We start from the raw sequence: 23224 nt of genomic DNA on the forward strand, positions 1-23224 counted from the left end.
CCATTCTCTAATATTTAGCCAAGAATTAAATTTTAATTTTGGAAAAATCATCGATAATTTCCACCACCTGAATTTTCCCATTAATCAGTAGCTCAGGTAATTCGCTTTTGCTATTTCCTTTCCAATAGTCTCTAGCCTGTTCAATTTTTCTGGAGAAAGAAATACCATCTTCTTTTGGTAAAAGATTTCCGTCGCTTTCAAAAGAATTTCCACTCACTAGTAGCTTAACAATCTGTAAAACATCTCGGTTGTAAGAATCAAATAACGCTTTCCATTTCAAAGCATCTTCATAGCTTTTAGAAGCATATAAGCAAGACAACCTTGAAGGGTATTCAGGGTATTCTTGCAGCCTAACCATTTCGACAATCGTTTCCCTAACGGCTCTAATTGTTTGATCCGTATATTTCATAACTACTTGAGCATTTTCATTATTTATATGTAGTTCGTTATTTATATAATTGCTTTTTAAAATTTGAATAGAATCTTCGCCAGTAGCATTTAAGTGTTCTCTTTCAAAAAAGAAGTGATATAAAGTGTTAGTTTGATTTTTATCAAAATGAATGATTTGTCCGATATTCATTTTTTTCTTTGTAACGATGTGATATGCGTAAAATTCTGCTTCATTCATAGTTATCCTCCTAGTAGTAATATATTTCAATGTTAAATTTAGTAATTCAACATTGAAATATATAAAACCTTTATAAGCATACAGTTATAGAATGGGAAGATTAGAGTGAAGAGTGAAAGAAATATACGTAAACGCTTTCGAAATGTTCACAAAATGTTCACTTACGAAGGAGTTTCCAATATCGATATAATGGCAAAGACTCAAAGAGAAGGGATGATGAAAGTTGCCAACAACAAGAAAGGAAAACCTCCAATTCGGTATGATGATGTGCCTAGGGATGGTTATCGTAATGACGTTTTACAATTTATTATTGAACGGAGCAGGAGGGCCAATTCATATTAAGGAGATCGCATTAGAACTACTAATTGGATTTATGATTGCGTTATTAATTGAGATATGTATCGTTGGACCTTGTGCGAAAAAAATTGTATTCGCGATACCGTTTAATAAATCGAAGAAAATAAATATTATAGTAGCGATGGCTACAGCTATGGTAATCGGAATGGTTTTCTTTATGTCATTTTACGGAATGGCTATGATGTATTTACATGGTGGACTACAAGGGGAATCATTTGTTTCAAGTTATTTTTCAATTTTTATTAAAAATTTCATTATGGCTTATCCATTACAATTAATTATTATGGGGCCGCTTGTGCGTTTCTTATTTGCAAAGTTTGTTATGAAGAAGACTGTTAATGTAGCGTAGTTATAATATGTAAAAAATTATATATTAATAAAAATATAAAAACACATCTCAAATTTTTGAGATGTGTTTTTTGTTCATTTCTAATTATTTTCATAGTGATGTGACATTTGTCCTTTTGCCTTTTAGGGTCATAGCTTTTAATTAAGTTAGAAATAAAAAATTAGGAGATGATTTTTTGAAAGGCATTGTATTTGCTGTTTTTGCTGGTGTATGTATAACACTTCAAGGAACCTTTAATGCGAAACTTAGTTCACATATCGGCATATGGCCAACGAGTATTATAACGCATTTAATTGGATTCCTTATTGCAGTAACTATATTTTTGTTAAAGAAAGAAGAGAAAGTAATGGATTTAAAGGGTGTGAAAAAAATATATTTAGTAGCCGGTGCATTTGGTGGATTCATTATTTGTGCAGAAACTATGGCGATATATTCAATGGGGGTTACATTGACAGCTAGCACACTTATGGTTGCTCAATTGTTAACAGCAACTTTCATTGAAATAAAAGGACTGTTCCATATAAAAAAGATACAGATGGAGAGATATCATATTGTGGGAACAATAGTAATGATTATAGGGATTGTAATATTTAATATGTAAATAGAAGGAGGAAATGAGAATGGAGAATAGATCAGATTTAATTATTCATTATTTGAAAACTAATAAAATATTTGAGATTTTTTCAGAAATAGATACAGCTTATTTTCAAATAAATCATTTTGAAAAAGGCAAGTTTATTTGCAATATAGATGACGAAATGGATCGTTTATATTTTGTAGTGAAAGGTAAAGTAAAAGTTTATACGATTACACCAGAAGGAAAGAAACTAATTCTTCGCTTTATCAATCCATTGGCGGTTGTTGGTGATCTTGAATTAATACAAAAAAGCAAGACTCATAATGTCGTTGAAGCGTGTTCAGATGTTGTAGCTATCTCCATTTCTAATACGGTTATTAGAAACAAGTTATTACATGATCCTATATTTATGAACTTCTTGCTTGAAAACATTGCGAACACGTTAAAAATATCGACCCGTTTTACAGCTCTAAATTTACTTTATCCAGTAGAAGTGCGTGTAGCTAGTTATTTACTATCAATTTCAACCGATAGTAACGGAAATATGTATAAAGAGGATTTAGATGCAACTTCCATATCAAGTATTGCTGATTTTATAGGAGTAAGTTATAGGCACGTAATTCGGGTGTTACAGAAATTAAATAAAGAAAAATTAATTGAAAAGAAAAATGGAGTTATCGTAATTAAAGATTTTTCTAGAATGAAGGAAGTTGCTAAAGATAATATATATGAGCAATGAAAGGGAGAGGAATATTTTGATTGGATTTAGTTTAGCTATATTTGCTGGAGTATTAATTAGCTTACAATCTATTTTTAACACAAAGGTCAATGAATGTGTAGGACAGTGGTTAACAACTGCATGTGTTCTTGGAATAGGTCTCATAAGTTCTGGTCTATTTTATATCATAACAGAGAAAAGTATTAGCATTAATTTTTACACTACAAATTATTTGTTTTATATAAGCGGATTGTTTGGCATTGGATTAATTATTTGTATAATGGGTGCAATAAAGAGTTTAGGTCCAGCGTATACGGTGTTAATTAGTCTTATTACACAATTAGTTGTTGCATTATGTATTGATACATTCGGATTGTTTGGAATGGAGAGCGTTCCAATACAAATAAATAAATTAGTTGGAATAGGTGTATTAATTGTAGGGGTAGGAATTTTTAAAAATCTATTTTCGAATAAGAAAGCTATTCATATAAACAAGGATAGGGTCTAAAGAATTTAAAGGAAAAAGGTGTTAATGATTAGAATAATTACACTTAGCTCGAATGGCTGAGGAACAATTAACTGGCCAATATAGATTAGACTAAGTTAAAGAAATGAAAAAAAGAAACTATATATAAAACGGGTTCTTTTTTACATAAATTTCAAGATTTTTGATGGTGAACTAGAAAAATGGCTTCTCAAATTCTCTTAAAATGATCCTTTAAAGTAGAGTTAATACCATAGGTATCATTAGAGAAAAACCCTCATATAAGTAGTCAGAGGAGGTTTAAATAGCATTTTGTTTTTATTTATAGTATTTAATAAACTATAATACAACTTCATTTAAAGGTATTTTGATTCTTAATTAAAAATAAAGTGGAAAATTAAGAATATGTTGATGTGGTGCGGTATTCGAGCTAGGTAGCATAAAGATTAATAATACAAAGATGAACAACATATAAATAAAGTTTATTCATATGTTCTATCTCCTCTGCAATTCCTAGTATTTTTGAAATCTATATATTTCTTCCTCATTTGTGGAAAATAAAACTAATGTTGGGACCAGTAATATTGTGGGGGATTAGATAAAAATAGTTGTCCCTATATCGCCAGAATTTTAAATATTCTATTCGTTTTTTATGTTTTCTTTTTTTATTTTTGTACTGATGATAAGATTCTTCTCTCAATTAGATCTTTAAATAACGTAGACCTATTTGGTGCTTGAATTTCTTCCAACGTGTACTTTCCGAAGCATAGTGGTTCATAAATAGTCTTATCATTGTCCTCTGTTGTTAATTTCCCGACTTTTTGTTATCTTTGTCTAAAATTTGAAACACAGTAGGTTTTCAGTTTTACATTTAAATTAGCATTATCTATTTTTGGAATTCAATTTGTACAAGTAATTGAATTGAAATTTTGTTTGTTGGTTCTTGCGGTGGTACAGTATCTCCTGTTACTTTCGCTGTATTTTGAATCTTTTTTCCAGCTTGGTCCTCGCATTGAGTACCACTGTATTTTGTATGTTCTTCACTGTTTTCTCAAGTGTAATGATTAGATCTTGTAGAATTAAGAAATGACCTTCGTTCATTTCATTTTCTTATCTACTCTGATATTTAGATGCTAATTACAATTAAATAATATATGATTTTCATAAAAAAGATATAGTAATATTTTGTCGTTAATTGTACTAATTTGATATTTTATAGTATTATTTGTCGTGAATTATACCTAGCAGAATATATTTTATGAAACTATAAAAGGAACAATGCGGAAATTTATCAAATAATTTACTTAAAAGGAGAATGTAATGAATACTTCTATCGATATACAACACTTGTGTGATCTTGCACATAAAGCATTTAATGCCCCTGTACATATTTTATCTACAGACAAAAAAATTTTATATCATTCTACATCTGATGATATATATAGTCCTTTTTATTCTTCAAAAGAAGAACATCTTAGTGATATTTATCAAGAAAACGATCCCTTTAACTTACCACTTTTCAGATGTAACAGCTATCTTGAAAATTTTGTTCTAATACATATAGAAAATCATGATCACATTAAAGGGACTATTATTATCGGTCCCACTATACATCCAAAAGGTTCAGATGATATGACCATAAAACTTCAAAAAGAATTTAAATCAAATGATAAAATTCAAGAAAGACTAGCCTATTATCAGTGTTTATCTGAGATTAAAAAAACTACATTAATTGATATGGGAATTTTATTACATTACATGATTTTCAATGAAAAGTTAGATGTAGGTATTGTTTTAGAAAAAAATAAAGTACTAGAGGAAGTTCCTAATAAAATTGTGAAACCTGATTTATATATTTTAAAACGCCGACAAAACAAACCTAAAACTCACAACATGGCATTAGTAAATGATTTCTTTTTGACTATCAAAGAAGGAAATAAAAAAAAGTTAATACAGTATATGTATGCAGTTTCACAAGAGGATGTTGAACTGATGTTAATAGAGGATCCGCTCAGGAACCAAAAAAACCTTGGAATTATTGCGATTACCTTAGCTACTCGATATGCGATAGAAGGAAACCTGCCACCAGATATTGCTTTTGCTCATAGTATTTTATATATACAAACTCTGGAACAATTAGATAACGTAGAATCTGCAAAGCGATTGTCAGGAGACGCTTTACGTACCTTTGCAGATCGTGTGAAAGAATACAATGCACAAAAGTATTCATACGCGGTTACTACATGTATGAAACATATTAATAAAAATGTTTACGATGGAATAACTCTCAATGAACTTGCTAATCATTTGGAAATTACCCCTACTTATCTGTCTAAACTATTTAAAAAAGAAATGGGAATTACTTTAAGTGAATATATTCAAAGGGAACGAGTGGAAGAAGCAAAAAAATTATTAACTCTAACTACTTATTCGTTATCAGATATCTGTGCTTGGCTAAACTTTAATGACCAAAGTTATTTTACGAGGGTTTTCAAAAAAATTACTAGCATGACCCCTAGACAGTACCGTGAAAAATATACAATAATATAGGCTTGTTATTTGGTTTCAATGTAAAAACTTAAACATAGGTGTAAGTAATCTCTAAAACTTGAAAATACTGAGCTTATTACTCTAGAAAAAGTGTGTGATTTGTTTAGATAAGGAACTTGTATTTAAATAGACGTATGATCAACCTGATATTATCTTGTTAGCGGAACAGTTTCAATTTTCAGGAGTTGGCAAAAATAATGGAGAAACGAAGCTTATCTATTTTTTAAATAATAATTAGGCGCTGGATTTATCAGTATAGTTCTGAATTAGACAAACGAGTCTGACGTCAGCTCAAACAAATAGCTTTTGAAGAGTCCATGAAACATATATCCAAGCAAAAGCACAATGGAAATGTTTATACCATATTGTTAACTTGAAACACTATTTTTCTAAAGAAAACAAAAAAACAGAAGGCTGCAAAGGATTTTTAAGAAAGTTTTGCAGCTGTTTTATATTTTAAAATATATGGTTATAACGATGAACAAGTTTATAGATTAATATCTCCATTTTAAATATTTATTAATGTTGATATTAGGGTATATTTCGTAAAAATTAATAATGTAACATATATCACATGATATATCTATGTTTTATGCAATTATACATTACTAAATAAAGGTAAAAAAGTATAAAAAAACCTATTAAATTATTCTATAAGTATTTTTTCTAAAATATAATTTCTTGGTTAAGCTAAAATAGTTATTTTTTAACCTTATATATATTAATTTGTAATCATTACAATTACAGAGGTGAAATTTTTAATTAATTATATTTGTATAATGTTTTTGGCTCGTGTTTTTACTTAACAGTTAAATTATTGAGTACAATCGACAAAATTTTGCTATTTACGCATTAAAAATTTAATGTTTTAATGAACAACATAACTGGTATGACCAGAGAGAAAGGAGAAGATTACGCTAATAGGAGTATAGCGAAGTTGTAAGTAACATTATGTCGAAAATAATTTTCCTAATAATCAGTTAATTAATGAGAGACCTAGAATCTCAAAATGATCAAGTTTGTAATAAAAGTGTTCTAAGTTTTTGCATAACAAAAGTGAATTTATTCCGCAATAAAAGTATAAGCAATGTACAGTATAAGTTCGTCTTTTGTAGTCTTGTAAGGCTCTTGCTGACAAAACTAAGAGACATATTATGTAATTGATATTAAACAAGGTCAAAACAGGATTAACTGTAAGCATTGGCTTATCAATCCTCGTGGCTCTGTAAGTTAAACCGCAACTCTTTGGGAGAATTAATATATTACTACCCATTGGGTGTCTAATTCAAATATAGCTGATGAATTTTTATTGTTTATTTTTTGGAAAATAAAGTATCTAAATGAGAGATGAGTAAAATTCTTACATCCTATTAGAAGTAAAAAATAAGGATAACACCCTATCTGAAAGACTTCTCTTTCCTCATCCGTGTACAAAGAGTGAGCCTAGCGCTAGGTCGTACAAGTTATATGAATCAAGTTATAGAAAAAAATGGTAAAGGAGTGTACGGAATGAAGAATAAAATAATGACAGGATTTTTAATAACATCCATTGTAACTGGAGCGACTATTCCTATCAATACTCTCGCAACACCAATCGTTCAAGCAGAAACTCAACAGGAAAACATGGATATTTCTTCATCATTACGAAAATTAGGTGCGCAATCTAAATTAATCCAAACGTATATTGATCAATCTTTAATGAGTCCTAATGTACAGCTAGAGGAAGTCCCAGCTTTAAATACAAATCAATTCCTAATCAAACAAGATATGAAGGAATGGTCATTGGAACTCTATCCACAGTTAATTCTATTAAATTCAAAAAGCAAAGGATTTGTAACAAAATTTAATAGCTATTATCCGACATTAAAATCGTATGTAGACAATAAAGAAGATAGAGAAGGTTTTGTGGATAGACTTGAAGTACTTCAAGAAATGGCTATGACGAATCAAGAAAATGCGCAACGACAAATTAATGAGTTAACTGATCTTAAATTACAGCTTGATAAAAAATTAAAAGATTTCGATACTAATGTGGCAACTGCGCAAGGCATATTAGGTACAGATGGAACAGGAAAAATAGATCAGTTAAAAAATGAAATATTAAATACCAAAAAAGCAATTCAAAATGATTTACAACAAATTGCATTAATACCAGGAGCTTTAAATGAGCAGGGATTTGCTATATTCAAAGAAATTTATAGTCTTTCAAAAGAAATTATTGAACCGGCTGCTCAAGCAGGGATGGCAGCGTATAACAAAGGAAAAGAAATTAACAACTCTATTCTAGAAGCGGAGAAAAAAGCAGCGCAAGAAGCGACAGAACAAGGTAAAACTGCTCTAGAAATTGAATCGGCCAAAAAAGCAGCTCGTGAAGCAATTGAGAAAAGCAAACAAGGTGAAATAGCTGCAGCTGCAGCCGCAAAAACGCAAGAATATGACCTGATGAAAGCCATTGATACTGAAAAGATTAAGAAAACATTTGGTGTCTTCGCAGAAGTAAATAAACTAACAGCAGAGCAGCGATCATATTTAGATGACTTAGAGAAACAAAACCAAAAAATATATGATTTAACAACGAAACTATCAATAGCAGATTTGCAAAAATCAATGATTCTTCTTTCACAAAATGATTTGCATACGTTTGCAAATCAAGTAGATGTAGAACTTGACCTACTAAAGCGCTATAAAGAAGATTTAGATTTAATAAAAAATAACATTACAAAATTATCTACTAATGTTGATGTAACTAACGAGCAGTCTCAAAAAGATACATTAAGACAATTAAAAAATGTAATAAGTTACCTTGAAGAACAGGTATATAAATTTTGATATTACGTTTTTGAAAAAACTATAAAGATTATAAGAATCTAGCGAAAGAAGGAGAAAAGTGATGAAAAAATTCCCATTCAAAGTGCTAACTTTAGCCACGCTGGCAACGGTTATAACTGCTACTACTGGTAACACTATTCATGCATTTGCACAAGTAACGACCGCTCAAGAACAAAAAGTAGGCAATTATGCTTTAGGTCCTGAGGGACTGAAGAAAGCATTGGCTGAAACAGGGTCTCATATTCTTGTAATGGATTTGTACGCAAAAACAATGATTAAGCAACCGAATATAAATTTATCTAATATCGATTTAGGATCAGAAGGAGGAGAGTTGCTCAAAAATATTCACCTTAATCAAGAACTGTCACGAATCAATGCGAATTATTGGTTAGATACAGCGAAGCCACAGATTCAAAAAACAGCTCGTAATATTGTAAATTACGATGAACAATTTCAAAATTATTACGACACATTAGTAGATACTGTACAAAAGAAAGATAAGGCAGGTCTAAAAGAGGGCATAAATGATTTAATTACAACAATTAATACAAATTCAAAAGAGGTAACAGATGTAATTAAGATGCTACAAGACTTCAAAGGGAAACTATATCAAAATTCTACAGATTTTAAAAATAATGTTGGTGGTCCAGATGGGAAAGGCGGATTAACTGCAATATTGGCAGGTCAACAAGCAACGATTCCACAACTTCAAGCTGAAATTGAGCAACTTCGTTCTACTCAGAAAAAACATTTAGATGATGTATTAGCATGGTCAATTGGTGGGGGATTCGGAGCAGCTATTTTAGTTATTGCAGCCATTGGAGGAGCAGTTGTAATTGTTGTAACTGGTGGTACAGCAACACCAGCTGTTGTTGGTGGACTTTCAGCTCTTGGAGCAGCTGGTATCGGCCTAGGAACTGCGGCGGGTGTCACGGCATCTAAGCATATGGACTCCTATAACGAAATTTCAAACAAAATCGGAGAATTAAGTATGAAAGCAGATCGTGCTAATCAAGCAGTTCTTTCGCTTACTAACGCGAAAGAAACATTGGCATATCTATATCAGACTGTAGATCAAGCGATTTTATCTCTAACAAATATTCAAAAGCAATGGAATACAATGGGCGCAAATTATACAGATTTACTGGATAATATCGATTCTATGCAAGACCACAAATTCTCTTTAATACCGGATGATTTAAAAGCTGCTAAAGAAAGTTGGAATGATATTCATAAAGATGCAGAATTCATTTCAAAAGACATCGCTTTTAAACAGGAATAGAACTGAAAATGAAAACTTATATTGGAGGAATAGAAAATGATGAAAAATATCCCGTACAAACTAATCGTTGCATCGGCTCTTTTAACTATGACAGCAACTCCTGTAGTCTCACCAGTAGCAGCTTTTGCAAGTGAAATTGAACAAACGAACAATGGAGATACTTCTCTTTCTGCAAATGAAGCGAAAATGAAAGAAACCTTGCAAAAGGCTGGATTATTTGCAAAATCTATGAATGCCTACTCTTATATGTTAATTAAGAATCCTGATGTGAATTTTGAGGGAATTACTATTAATGGATATGTAGATTTACCTGGTAGAATCGTACAAGATCAAAAGAATGCAAGAGCACATGCTGCTACTTGGGACACGAAAGTAAAAAAGCAGCTTTTAGATACATTGACTGGTATTGTTGAATATGATACAACATTTGAAAATTATTATGACACAATGGTAGAGGCAATTAATACAGGGGATGGAGAAACTTTAAAAGAAGGGATTACAGATTTACGAGGTGAAATTCAACAAAATCAAAAGTATGCTCAACAATTAATAGAAGAATTAACTAAATTAAGAGAATCTATTGGAAAAGATGTTAGAGCATTTGGAAGTAATAAAGATCTTTTACAGTCGATTTTAAAAAATCAAGGTGCGGATGTTGAAGCCGATCAAAAACGTCTAGAAGAAGTATTAGGATCAGTAAACTATTATAAACAATTAGAATCTGATGGATTTAATGTAATGAAGGGTGCCATTTTGGGTCTACCAATAATTGGCGGTATCATAGTGGGAGTAGCAAGAGATAATTTAGGTAAGTTAGAGCCTTTATTAGCAGAATTACGTCAGACCGTGGATTATAAAGTAACATTAAATCGAGTAGTTGGAGTTGCTTACAGTAATATTAATGAAATGCATAAGGCACTTGATGATGCTATTAATGCCCTTATTTATATGTCGACGCAGTGGCAAGATTTAGATTCTCAATATTCGGGCGTTCTAGGGCATATTGAGAAGGCAGCTCAAAAAGCGGATCAAAATAAATATAAATTCTTAAAAAATAACTTGGATGCAGCGAAAGACAGTTGGAAAACATTAAGAACAGATGCGGTTACATTAAAAGAGGGGATAAAGGAATTAAAAGTGGAAACTGTTACTCCACAAAAATAGGGAAATATTTATTCTATTGCAAAGTAATCCATAACATAGAGAGCCTATGATTACACTGTTAAACAGTAAAGCGATAATTAATAAATCCTTATATATTAAAAAGGCGGAGTCTCATTAAAGACTTCGCCTTTCACTTATATATAAGTTTTATCCAAATAAAAAGATAGTCATGTAGTTTACTTGTTTTTAAAAATTTGTAACAGAATTAATCAATAGGGGACAGGTTATATAGATTTGCTTAATAATATCGAATCTATGCAACAACATCGTCTTTTAATAAGAATAGGACTTGAAATCATACTCTATGCAGGAGGAATAAGAAAAGATGAAAAAAAAACCTTATAAAATACTGGCTGTATCAGCATTTTTAATTATGACAACTACCTATGCAATCACACCAGTAGCAACCTTTGCAATTGAAACTGAACAAACGAACACTGGAGATATGTCTCTTTCAGCAAATGAAGAAAAGATGAAAAAAACTGTACAAGATGCTGGGTTATTTGCAAAGGCTATGAATGAATATTCTTATTTACTAATTAATAATCCGGATGTGAGTTTTGAAGGAATTTCTATTAATGGGTATGCAGATTTACCTAGTAAAATTGTACAGGATCAAAAGAATGCAAGAGCACATGCTGTTACATGGAATACAAAAGTAAAAAAACAGCTTTTAGATACATTGACCGGCATTATTGAATACGATACAAAGTTTGAAAATTATTATGAAACATTAGTAGAGGCGATCAATAATGGAAATGGGGATACTTTAAAAAAGGGGATTACAGATTTAAGGGTGGGGATTCAACGAAACCAAAAGTCCGCAAAAGCGTTAATAGAAGAATTAACTAAATTTAAAAACGCTATTGGAGAAGATGTTAGAGTATTTGGAAGCCATAAAGAGACCTTGCAATCGATTTTAAAAAACCAAGGAGCTGATGTAGAGACTGATCAAAAGCGTTTAGATGAAGTTTTAGGACAAGTAAACTATTATAAGAAATTAGAATCTGATGGGTTAATAATGGTGAAAGTCCCTTTTATCCCCACGCTTATTTCTGGTGGCATAATGATAGGTACTGCTAGAGATAATTTAGGTCGATTAGAGCCTGCTTTAGCAGAATTACGTAAAACTGTAGATTATAAAATTACATTAAATCGTGTAGTCGGAGTTGCATTTCATAATATTAGTGATATGCATAGTACGATTGATAGTGCTATTACTGCTCTTACTTATATGTCCACACAATGGGATGATTTAGACTCTCAATATTCGGGCGTAATGGGGCATATTGATAAAGCTGATGAAAAAGCTGATCAAAATAGATATAAATTTTTAAAGCCTAACTTGAATTCAGCTAAAGACAGTTGGAAAACATTAAGAGCAGATGTTGTCACATTACTAGAAGGCATAAAAATTGCAGAGAAGAAAGAACAAGATTTTATGAATCTACTTCGTCCATCAAACGTTTTTTACTTTTATAAAAAAATCCATAACGCATACACTTTTGAAATAAAGACTGGAACAAATGCACCAAATGCGTCTTATAAAGTTATGAATTTAACTAAAAACACTGTTCATCATATGTGGAGTGGAGGTGCTAATACAAGCATGTGGGCTGACTGGCTTTCATTCAATCCAAATGATGAATTTGCGGTGGTAGCAGTAGTGGATGGAAAAGAATATGTTGTATATAAAGACAAAGTAGAAAATATAATGAACTGAACCCGAAAAAATGCATTAATTGGAGATGGTACACTAAACTAGACACCAAGTTAATTGAAAAATTGACCGGCATATGGCTCCTTATTTCCTAGAACACCTAGCTAAAGCAAAGGAATTCGTACATAGATTAGTTGACATTTATGTAGGTTTCATCCATTTTCAAAGATAGTTTTTCTTTTTTGTTTTATTTTTCAAAAATCACGAATGAAATTTTCGCATTTACGAACTCAGCACATAATGGTTGTTAGATGAATTGGCATACCACGTCCCTTTAGAATTTCAGGCATATTATGATAACTTAAAGAAAAAAATAATAGTAGCAAATGGCTACTATTATTTTTCTTTAAAATATTACATCTATCATGTTCCTTATTTGCTTTCCCAGAATTTATTCTAGTTAAAAAAAACTTGCACCAGAACACATATTGTTCTGATGCAAGGTTCGCTGCAATATAAAATACACGACAGTAAGGGCAAGACATAAAATGTTATTTCAAATGAAACATATGTATATGTGAAGTAAGGTAAAAGAGGGGCTGCTCATAACCAGTAGCCCTTCTTTATAACGTTATTTTGCAGGGAAATGTTCAAATATACGTTATATATCATATTCCTCTTTTTCGGAAGAGCAACAAGAACATCTAGCTTAAAAATTTTCACAACAGAGCCAGATAACGTGTTAAAGTATTAATTACTGTGCATGTAAAGATAAAAAAAAGCCTTACAAAAAGATGTTTGTAATAGTTTAGCTTATACGATTTTAGGAGATTAATAGTACTTTGTGCCGTTATTATTAACCTAATTTCCAAGAAAAAGAGGTGAATGTAGGATGACTAAACCTTTTAAAAAAAATAGTCGTTATATGGTTGGATTGGACAGTCTAAGGGGCCTAGCTATACTAGGTGTTATTTTGTATCATATTAATTTTAATTGGATGCCTGGAGGATTTTTAGGAGTTACTGTATTTTTTGTACTTTCAGGTTATTTAATTACAGATATTCTAGCCATAGAGTGGAAGAGAAATAAGAGAATTGATTTAAAAAAATTCTGGCTTAGTAGGGCAAGGAGATTGCTTCCAGGAATGCTTGTTATGCTCGTTATAACGTTGGCATGGATTACAGTTTTTCATAGCTCTTTACTTGAAAAAATGCGCGGAGATTCATTAGCGGCATTATTTTATGTTAGTAACTGGTGGTATATTTATCATAAATTATCGTACTTTGATAATTTTAACCAGCTTTCTCCATTGAATCATTTTTGGTCGTTAGCAGTTGAGGAACAATTCTACGTTGTTTGGCCGTTTATCATTAGTTTAGGGCTTTACTACATAAAAAAACAATCCCGTATGATTTTATTAATTTGTCTGGGAGCCGTTGCTTCAGCTTTAGCGATGGCAATTTTGTATGAACCTGGAGCTGATCCGAGCAGAATATATTATGGTACAGATACGAGGGCCTTTTCCTTACTTATCGGAGCGGTACTTGCCTTAGTTTGGCCAAGCAATAGACTTGCAAATAAAATTATCCCAAAGGCGCGTTTCATTCTTGATGTAGTGGGGGGCATTGCCCTTATTATTATTTTGGTTATGTTTTGGAAGACCAATCAATATGATCCATTTCTATACAAGGGAGGAATGGTTCTCTTATCAATTGCAACAGCATTGTTAGTCGCAAATCTAGCTCATCCAGCTAGTCGTATTGCTCAATTTTTACGATTTAGACCTTTACGTTGGATAGGGATAAGATCGTATGGCATATACCTCTGGCATTATCCAATTCTTACATTGACGACTCCAAAGGTAAATGCTGGGGATTTTTCATTAATAAGAGCAATCCTTCAATTTCTTTTGATTATATTGATTGCGCAAATTTCATGGAAGTTTATTGAAAAACCAATCCGACAAGGTGCGCTCCGGAACATTCAGTTTAAGAATTTAAGAATTCAAAATGTCACTTTAGGTGTTAAGTTAGCTTTAATTTGTACATTATTCGTTTCGTCGATAGCGGTTGTAGGATTATCAAAAGCTAGTAAGGCTAAGGAGAACTCTCAACAAGATAAGGTGAAAGCAGCACAAACACAACCGGCGCCACATCCAGTTGCAGTTTGGGAAAATCCAAATCAAGAGACGCCTCAAAAACAAGGGGAATCAAGAGAAGTAAATTCTGCGCAACATAAAAATTCACTCACAGTTACTGCGATAGGCGATTCCGTTATGATTGATATTACTCCGTATTTAAAAAATACTTTTCCTGATATTAGGATTGATGCCCAAATTGGTCGCCAGCTGTCAAAAGCGATTCCGGTAGTTGAACAGTTAAAATATGAAGGTAATTTAGGAAATTATGTCATTATTGGATTAGGTACAAATGGAGCCTTTACTACTGAGCAACTTGTTTCATTAATAAAAGTAATTGGAAACGAACGTAAAATCATATTTATTAATACGAGAGTACCACGTCCGTGGGAATCAATCGTGAATGAGAGACTGAAAGTAACGGTATCTGAATATCCGAATGTAACTCTAGTTGATTGGTATGCAGCAAGTGCTGGAAAGAAAGACTACTTTGCACCTGACGGTGTGCATTTAACCAAAGTAGGTGCAGAAGCATACGCAGCACTTGTAGCCAAAGCGGTGAAGCAATAATTAAATATGTTTTATTAACTTCTGTTAGGTAAGGAAATGGTTCTGAGTATGAGGTGCCACTCTGAGGTTTAATTACAATTCAAAAAAGAATATTATTCATGTTCTTCTAATCTAAGATTTAGAGTGGCCTGACTCACTTCTGTAATTTGACATGAAATATATGCAAACCTGAAAAGAAAGAAAAAGAACTAGAAGAGGCTACAAAGAATACAAAATATGAAGTTGAAATATTAGGAAGAGACTCCGCAGGTAGAAGCACTGCAAATACATTAAAAGAGCAACAAGTAATAAAAAAATTAATTCAAATCCATAAAGTATAGTTCTAAGGAGAATACCAATGACAGATCCTCGTTGGCCCAAAGAAGGCGACTGGGTGAAAATGAAAACTTGCCTTCATGGTAGCCAGCTGAATTATTTGAAGTATCTAACCCTTTACAACCTTTAGAATGGTATTTTGCGGATCATAAACATAGTAAAGCGACAACGATACAATATATATGGGGTTATAAATAATTAGCTTTAAATGATAGACATGCTCTTGGTTTAATAGAAAGGGAGAATAAAGATATTGCAATATTTTTAAAGCGAAAAGCCGAAATTGAGGAATTAGAAGAATCGTAATAGTGAAGGAATTGATTAATTTATAAAAAACGTAGGAATTAAATATTCCTACGTTTTTTTGTACATAACATTTAAATAAATACCTTATTTTTGGGGGATTTACAGTTTCAAATGGAAGATGCCCTGATTTTCGATTTGAATCAATATGATACTATTTACATGTATTGTCATGTACGGAATTATATTTTTTTGCACCTGAACTGTGTATATTATTTGTAGGATTTTCTGTTTTTTTGTCGAATATATCTTTAATGCAAGGAGGGACATTACATGATTATTAAAGACTATTTCATCAATCTTTCTATTTTTTCTTTATTAGTTAGCGCAGCGATATTTATTCAAGTTTTTTTGGTTCATTCCAGGCGATATTTCGAAAAATTCTATGGAGGGATTATTGCAGTTACTTTGATGCTCTTTTCTTTTCCATACATGGGATTTTCCTACGATCTTCGAGTTGTTCCTCTTATTCTATCTTTTATTTACTTTGGTCGCATTGCTGGTTGGATTACACTAATTAGCATAATTATAATGCGTATCTTTTTCATTGGTGGGTATTGGGAGCCACCTGTGATTGCATATTTAAGTATGAGTGTTCTATTTTTTACTTTTAAAACATATTTTAAAAACCTTCATCCTTTTAAAAGTGCATCTTTATATTTTTCTATTTTTGTCGGAATAAAGTGGTTAGTTGGTGTATTCTTTAATACTACGTTACTTTACTCTGGAGGTTTATTATATATAGCGTTAGGACTTTTAATTGGGCTATTTCTTATGGAAGCCTACCAGAGATTGTATTATTTAACACAGGACTTATCTAAAATGAACCGGGAATTAAAAAAATCCAAGCAAGAACTTACAGATACCGTACATGAGCTTCAAGGAGGGATTTTTAAATTTAAAAAAGTGGGTAAGCACTTTATACACACTTTATGTGATGGACAGTTTTATTATCAAAAAGGATTTTACTCTGAACAGGTGGTAGGGAAAAGCTTACGGACTATTGATGCCTCTATTGTTCCACCACATTTAGTTTCACAATTGATGAAGTATTATCTTCAGGCATGGGAAGGGAAAGAAATTATATTCGAATTACCTTGGCCAGATGATAAAACAATTATTCTTATTGCACTTAGGCCGATTAAACGAAATGGACAAGTTATTGAAGTTGTTGGTTCTACAGTCGATATAACCGAAAGGAAAAAGGTAGAATCAGAATTAAGAGCTACCAAAGAATTACTAGAATCATTTATAAAGCATAATGTAGATGCTATTACCATATCTGATCGAGAAGGGCATATTTTACAAGCAAATAAAGCTTATGAAAAGATATTTGGATGGTCATTAGAAGAAATCATAGGTAAGAGATTACCTTGTGTACCAGATTTCTTAATGGAAGAATCACTCAAAAATATTCAGAAAATTCTAACAGGAGAATCCGTAGTTACTAGATTAGAAACTGTTAGACGACGTAACGATGGAAGTCTTCTTGATGTCAGTCTGACAGTTTCTCCTATATTAGACGTAAGAGGAAATGTGATAGCTTTATCTGCAATATGTAGAGACATCTCTGAAAGAAAACAAGCAGAAAGAGAGCGACATCGATTACATCAACAATTAAAAGATAGTGAAATGAAGTACCGTGCACTAATCGAACAAGCAACTGATGCAGTATATGTAGTAGAGCTGAATGAAAATTATGTTCCCAGTCGATTCATTGAGGTAAACCCTGTTGGTTGTAAAAGATTTGGATATAGTAGAGAAGAGCTGCTCTCGTTACCATTTCCAAATGTAGTACCACAAGATTCTAAAATGATTGTAAGGTTGTTAGAAAAAATTAGAGAGGGACAAACTTCCTTCACTTTACAAGATGAATATGCTTTTCCAACAGGAAAAATAATAACAACTGAGTTTAGTGTCCGTGTTTTTAACTTAAATGGTAAAAAGGTTTTCCTGAGTATTTCTCGTGATATCACTGAACGGCTAAAAACAGAAGAATTACTACGGAAATCTGAAAAACTTGCTGTCGTAGGACAATTAGCGACTGCAATGGCTCATGAAATTAATAATCCATTAACCGCAATGAAAGGGTTTATGCAATTACTAAAATCAACGGAAACTGAGAATAATCAGGGGTATATAAATATAGTATCATCAGAGATTGAGCGTATAGAAAGTATTACTAATGAATTTATGGCGGTAGCCAAACCACAGGTGGTAAAGATACAACCTAATGATATTAGTGTGCTAATGGATCAAGTTTTAATGCTACTGCAACCTCAAGCAATGATGAATAATATAAAAATTTTAATTGATTTTACACCTGGTATTCCATTGATTCCATGTGAAGGAAATCAATTAAAACAAGTATTTGTTAATATTATAAAAAATGCAATTGAATCTATGCCAACAGGAGGAGAAATTTTGATTCAATTTGATAAACTTGATAATAATCAAATAAGGATTCGCTTTATCGATCAAGGATGCGGGATTCCAAAAGAACGTATACCATACTTAGGAGAACCTTTTTACAGTATTAAGGAAGAGGGAATCGGCTTAGGATTAATGGTATGTTATAAAATTATTGAAACACACCAGGGGAAGGTATTTATTGAGAGTGAAGTGAATAAGGGAACTATAGTTGAAGTCACTCTTCCAATTTGCACACTTCAAAATTAATACATTCTTTTACTGAAATTTTATAAATTAGTAAGCAGTTAGCTTTGGCTAGCTGTTTTTTTGTATATATTGTAATCGATTCTTCATATTACGGCTTTTTAATGTTTTATATATAGATTTTAAAAACTCTGTAAGTGTTTTGTAACATTTACGAGAGACTTTTTTAACAGTTATGAGAGAGAAAAGAAAGATTTGTTATATATGATGAAATTAATCTTACTAGTAGGTGTTCTAATTGACCTAGAAACCAAGGAGGAAAAATAACAATGAAACAATTGAAGCCAGCAATTAGTGTATTAGGTAGTGTATCGATGGCACTGACTTTAGCATCTCCTGCTTTAGCAGATGTAAAACAACCGAATCCAGGAGGTACAGTTGAAATATTCAAAGAGAATGTAAATGTAAAAAAAGAAGATAAGAATTTCACGCTCGGATCTGATGGGGAAATAGGTTCACTCATTACACAAAACATTGAAATGGCAAACAACGATTGGGATAAAGATGGTATTTCTAACGACTTAGAGATGAATGGATATAAAATTGAATTCAATTCACAAACTGGAAAAAATGAAGCGAAAGCATGGGATCCCGAGAAGGATAAAGGGAAACCAAAATTTATATCGAATCCTATGAATGCAAATACGGATGGTGATCCTTTTACTGATATGTATGAGGTTGAGAATTATAACAACGATTCTGATACTAATTTCAATCCGATAGTTGCCAACATGCCGAATTTGCAAATTGGTGTCAAACGAATTGAAGTAATTCCTATTGCAACCATTACGGATAATAATGGCGGATCAGTTAGCAGAGGATGGGAAAAAAGTGTATCTACACAACATTCATTTAATGTAGGTTTAAGTGGTTCAGGTGGTGTAGAAGGCTCAGCAGCCGGTCCTGTTCCTTCCGGAAGTGTTTCAGCAAATGTGGGATACGGATATTCAAAAACAACTACGGAAACGGAGAGTTATACAAATAATTTTGATTGGTCTACTGCAACAACTGTGGATACAGCGAACGCAGCAAAATTACGGGTACATTTGGAATATAAGAATGTAGGAACAGCATCCGCTGAAAATGTTTCGCCTCATTTTAATATTCGTTTAGGAAACAAAATTATTAATACTGTAAAGGCAACACAAGATCGTTATAAAGCAAACTATTTAAGTACAGAAAAAGGTGGACGGAATAAAACAGAAGTAGTAATTGACAGTTTAGAAGGACAAGCAGATGCGAATATTGTCTTATCTTTGGATGAATTGAAAGCTGTTGAACAAGGGGAACTTCTTTCGATTGAAGTTTTACCTACAAGTACAATGGATTTATCTATTGAAAAAGGTGAAGAAATTATGCATTTGGGGGATTCAGGGAGATATGAGTCTAGAGTAAATGCAGCTACTGAACAATTAGAAACAGATATAGGAAATATACCAAAGTTTAGGGTATATACTCCTAAAGACAAATCCCTTGCTGATAAGCCAGTTTTATCCTATAACGAAGTTTTTCAACATGTAAATATAGATACGAAAAAAGTAAATCATATTGTAAACAAGGCTAAAAGTACTAATAACGTATCAGTAGTTTCAGCTAATAATGGAACTGATGCATTGAACGATTTAAAAGCGGGACAGGGAAATCGCGGTTATTTACATAAAGACTCTGTACACGGTGCTTTTGCAAAACTACAGCAACCAACATTAGTAGAAGGTAGTTATGATTCTGTGACGCAAAAGATTAGGGCAACAATTTTACCTGGTTTATTTGGTGTGAGTAAAGAGATTCCTACTACTTATAGTAAGAAATGGAGTGCTCCGTCACAAACAGTAACACTAGTTAAACGTGAGAATGGATTTACATATGAGTCTAGAGAAAATATACACCCTATTAAATCTGAAATTGCTGCACACAGAAAAGTTACATTTGAAATCAATGACGCACACAATCTAACCCCTACACAAAAGATTGATACTGAAATTAAAGCTAATAAAGAATTTGAAGATTATGTAGTAGATAATTCAGGTGAATTTGTTACAGAAGGGGTTCCTTATACCGTAGCTTCATATGGAAATACAGCTTATTGGGGAAGTCATCATGCTGGGAATAAATGGGAGTATCTTTGGGCTGAAAAATCTAGCGATGAAAAAGTGAATGTAATTATTGAAAGAGTAGGTCAACCTAAACCTGGAAAACCAATTAAAAAGGATGAAGAGGTATTAATTAAATTTCGAAATCCTATTTATTCAGATTATACATATTTAAAACTTCAAGATAGTTATATCCATTTAGATCAAAAACAGAATGCAAGTACTTTTAAATTTAATCATGCATATCCAAAGAATTTCACTGGATACCATAAGCAATGGAACATACTATCTAATGGTAACAAGTTAAAGGTAGGATATTTAATCGATTATATGAAATATGGTAATGGAGAGAATGGGACTGATACTATAGCATGGAATCTATCAAGAGTTCAGTAATAGGTAACAGTCCTGTTGCTAAGTTTGAAAAGAGAACCGGAAATGAATTGAATCCGAAAAGTTAGATACAATAATTTAGGTTACTAATAAGGAATGAGTTCGATGTTGAATCGGACTCATTCCTTTTAATTTATATAATTTAGTAACTACTATTTTAAATGCCTATCTAGTCATATAAGTAATCAAATGTTAAGATTACTATCTGTATTACAAAATTTATTTTCTGAATTTTCATTGGATAATAGAAACAATAAATTTTGTGTTATTGGTGAAAAAGAAGTGAGGATAGTATATGAAGAAAAGAATTTTAATTGTAGAAGATGAAGAAAATATTCGAGAAGTATGCAAACGGTATTTAGAAAGAGAAGAATATGAAGTTTATACCGCTGTAAATGGTAAAGAAGGTTGGGATTTATTTCTTACACATCAACCAGATTTAATTATATTAGATTTGATGATGCCAAAAAAAGATGGATGGGAATTATGCGAGGAAATTCGTCAACAGTCAAATGTCCCTATTATTATGTTAACTGCTAAGGGAGAGGAAAGGGATCGAATTTTAGGCTTAACAATGGGGGCAGATGATTATTTAACAAAGCCATTTTCCCCTCGTGAATTAGTATTAAGGGTTCAAATTATACTAAGAAGAGGAAGCCATGTACCAATACAAGCGAAAGAATCTCTATTGGAAGTGATAGAGTTTCCAGATTTAAAAATATATCCAAAGACAAGATATGTACTTGTTTGTGATAAGGAAGTGGAGTTAACGGTGAAAGAGTTTGAGGTACTTTATCTCATGGCAAAGCATCCAAAACAAGTATTTTCTCGCTCGCAGCTTCTTGAATTAATTTGGGATTTTGGACATGAAGGGGCATCAAACACAGTTACCGTGTTAGTGAGTCGTTTACGTGAAAAGCTCGAAAAGCATACGCTAAAGAATCGTTGGATTCATACGGTTTGGGGTATAGGATATCGCTTTGAGCCAAATGGAGGAAATGAAACATGAGATTACGTATTCAATTGTTACTCATGAATCTATTAAGTACCAGTATTATGGTAATTGCTATATGGTATAGTGAGACGAAAATGTTACTTGAACCGGAACAAACGCGGTTATTAACAGTAATTGCATTTGTGGCATTCATTATTTCAACGTTTATTTATTGGTTAATGACACGTCCTATCATGAAATCTATACAAAATTTAATAAAATTGACGAAACAATTTAGTGATAGACACTTTGAAACGATGTATATAATTGGGCAAGAACCACGTGAGTTTAAAGAATTGGCAACAGCCTTTCAACAGATGGCAAAAAAATTAGAAGAAGGGTTTACTAAGTTAGAGGAACAGGAAAACTCTCGTAAGGAGCTAATTACCAATATCTCACACGACTTACGAACACCTATGGCTAGCATGCAAATGATGATAGAAGCATTACAAGATAACCTGATTGAAGATCCTGAAATAAAAAAGCAATACTTGGCAACGGTTTTAAAAGAAATAGAAAGATTAAATGGATTAATCAACGACTTATTTGATCTTTCAAAGTTAGAGTTTGAGCAAGTAGATTTTCACCCAAGTTTTACACATTTAGATAAAGTTCTATTAGATGTATTAGAGTCACATTCTGTCTTATTAGGAGACAAACAAATCCATGTGCAATTGGATGTCCCTGATACATTACCTCGACTCTTGATTATGCCTTGTAAAATTGAAAGGGTCATAGGTAATTTATTACATAATGCAATTCGATATTCTCCTATCTCTGGAACAATTGAATTGACTGTAGTGGAAAATAAATCAACTCAACAGGTCCAATTCACTATGCGGGATGAAGGAATGGGAATTTCTCCAAATGATCAATTACGTGTATTTGAACGTTTTTTTAGAACAGATCGATCAAGAAGTTCACAATCTGGTGGTTCCGGACTTGGATTAGCTATTGCAAAATCATTAATTGAAATGCACAAAGGGGAAATTGGTGTAAGGAATCGCGCAGATGGTAAGCAGGGAAGTGAATTTTGGTTCACTCTTCCCATCACATCAGTAAAAAAATAAGATGGCTGAAAGACTTTTGTAACATTTACGTTAGAAAAATGAAAGACCTTCTTGTTAACATACTACTACACAGTATGT

General features: G+C 32.1%; 15 protein-coding genes and 1 pseudogene. 15 read left to right on the top strand and 1 reads right to left on the bottom strand.

Features of this window, described 5'->3' with window-relative positions; translation table 11 throughout:
* Positions 1–25 precede the first annotated feature (25 nt).
* Positions 26–628, bottom strand: coding sequence for a DUF2441 domain-containing protein (locus tag JDS92_RS12685; protein WP_001001039.1), 603 nt, complete (start codon positions 626–628; stop codon positions 26–28).
* Between the two features lie 223 nt (positions 629–851).
* Here JDS92_RS12685 and JDS92_RS12690 point away from each other — a divergent pair, with 223 nt between their 5' ends.
* The 15 genes and pseudogenes from JDS92_RS12690 to JDS92_RS12760 all read left to right on the top strand — a co-directional run bounded on the left by JDS92_RS12690 (position 852) and on the right by JDS92_RS12760 (position 23146).
* The gene (locus JDS92_RS12690) at positions 852–1334 is read left to right on the top strand and encodes a DUF2798 domain-containing protein (protein WP_001143399.1); all 483 of its coding nucleotides are present in this window, start codon (positions 852–854) and stop codon (positions 1332–1334) included.
* A 175-nt stretch (positions 1335–1509) separates the two neighbouring features.
* Positions 1510–1935, top strand: a complete 426-nt coding sequence (locus tag JDS92_RS12695) for a DMT family transporter (protein ID WP_098711635.1) — start codon at positions 1510–1512, stop codon at positions 1933–1935.
* Between the two features lie 19 nt (positions 1936–1954).
* A complete protein-coding gene (locus JDS92_RS12700; RefSeq protein WP_000431587.1) occupies positions 1955–2650 on the top strand; it encodes a Crp/Fnr family transcriptional regulator in 696 nt (231 codons plus the stop codon).
* Between the two features lie 16 nt (positions 2651–2666).
* A complete protein-coding gene (locus JDS92_RS12705; protein WP_000578999.1) occupies positions 2667–3137 on the top strand; it encodes a DMT family transporter in 471 nt (156 codons plus the stop codon).
* A gap of 1296 nt (positions 3138–4433) precedes the next feature.
* The gene (locus JDS92_RS12710) at positions 4434–5663 is read left to right on the top strand and encodes a helix-turn-helix domain-containing protein (protein ID WP_087971222.1); all 1230 of its coding nucleotides are present in this window, start codon (positions 4434–4436) and stop codon (positions 5661–5663) included.
* 1509 nt (positions 5664–7172) lie between these two features.
* On the top strand, positions 7173–8492 hold the full coding sequence (gene hblC / locus JDS92_RS12715) for a hemolytic enterotoxin HBL lytic component L2 (protein ID WP_199631994.1): 1320 nt from the start codon (positions 7173–7175) through the stop codon (positions 8490–8492).
* Positions 8493–8553: 61 nt separating this feature from the next.
* The gene (gene hblD / locus JDS92_RS12720) at positions 8554–9774 is read left to right on the top strand and encodes a hemolytic enterotoxin HBL lytic component L1 (RefSeq protein ID WP_199631995.1); all 1221 of its coding nucleotides are present in this window, start codon (positions 8554–8556) and stop codon (positions 9772–9774) included.
* A 36-nt stretch (positions 9775–9810) separates the two neighbouring features.
* Positions 9811–10938: a hemolysin BL binding component B gene (gene hblA / locus JDS92_RS12725; protein WP_199631996.1), complete on the top strand. Its 1128-nt coding sequence runs from the start codon at positions 9811–9813 to the stop codon at positions 10936–10938.
* 325 nt (positions 10939–11263) lie between these two features.
* Complete coding sequence (gene hblB / locus JDS92_RS12730; protein ID WP_199631997.1) at positions 11264–12661, top strand: hemolysin BL regulatory component HblB; 1398 nt, start codon at positions 11264–11266, stop codon at positions 12659–12661.
* 829 nt (positions 12662–13490) lie between these two features.
* Positions 13491–15305 (top strand): acyltransferase family protein, encoded by a 1815-nt coding sequence (locus tag JDS92_RS12735; protein ID WP_199631998.1) that lies wholly within the window; start codon positions 13491–13493, stop codon positions 15303–15305.
* 369 nt (positions 15306–15674) lie between these two features.
* A pseudogene (locus tag JDS92_RS12740) lies at positions 15675–15926 on the top strand (hypothetical protein); the annotation flags it as partial.
* A gap of 270 nt (positions 15927–16196) precedes the next feature.
* Positions 16197–18602 (top strand): PAS domain S-box protein, encoded by a 2406-nt coding sequence (locus JDS92_RS12745; RefSeq protein ID WP_199631999.1) that lies wholly within the window; start codon positions 16197–16199, stop codon positions 18600–18602.
* Between the two features lie 266 nt (positions 18603–18868).
* Positions 18869–21085 carry a binary toxin-like calcium binding domain-containing protein gene (locus JDS92_RS12750; protein WP_199632000.1) on the top strand — a complete coding sequence of 739 codons (2217 nt, stop codon included), beginning with the start codon at positions 18869–18871 and terminating at the stop codon, positions 21083–21085.
* 292 nt (positions 21086–21377) lie between these two features.
* On the top strand, positions 21378–22091 hold the full coding sequence (locus tag JDS92_RS12755) for a response regulator transcription factor (RefSeq protein WP_098711901.1): 714 nt from the start codon (positions 21378–21380) through the stop codon (positions 22089–22091).
* Positions 22088–23146, top strand: a complete 1059-nt coding sequence (locus JDS92_RS12760) for a sensor histidine kinase (protein ID WP_033660541.1) — start codon at positions 22088–22090, stop codon at positions 23144–23146. Before JDS92_RS12755 ends, JDS92_RS12760 begins: the two co-directional genes overlap by 4 nt.
* The last annotated feature ends 78 nt before the right edge of the window (positions 23147–23224 follow it).

The organism is Bacillus cereus group sp. N12 (assembly GCF_016483575.1).
GTDB classification, from domain to species: Bacteria; Bacillota; Bacilli; order Bacillales; family Bacillaceae_G; genus Bacillus_A; species Bacillus_A toyonensis.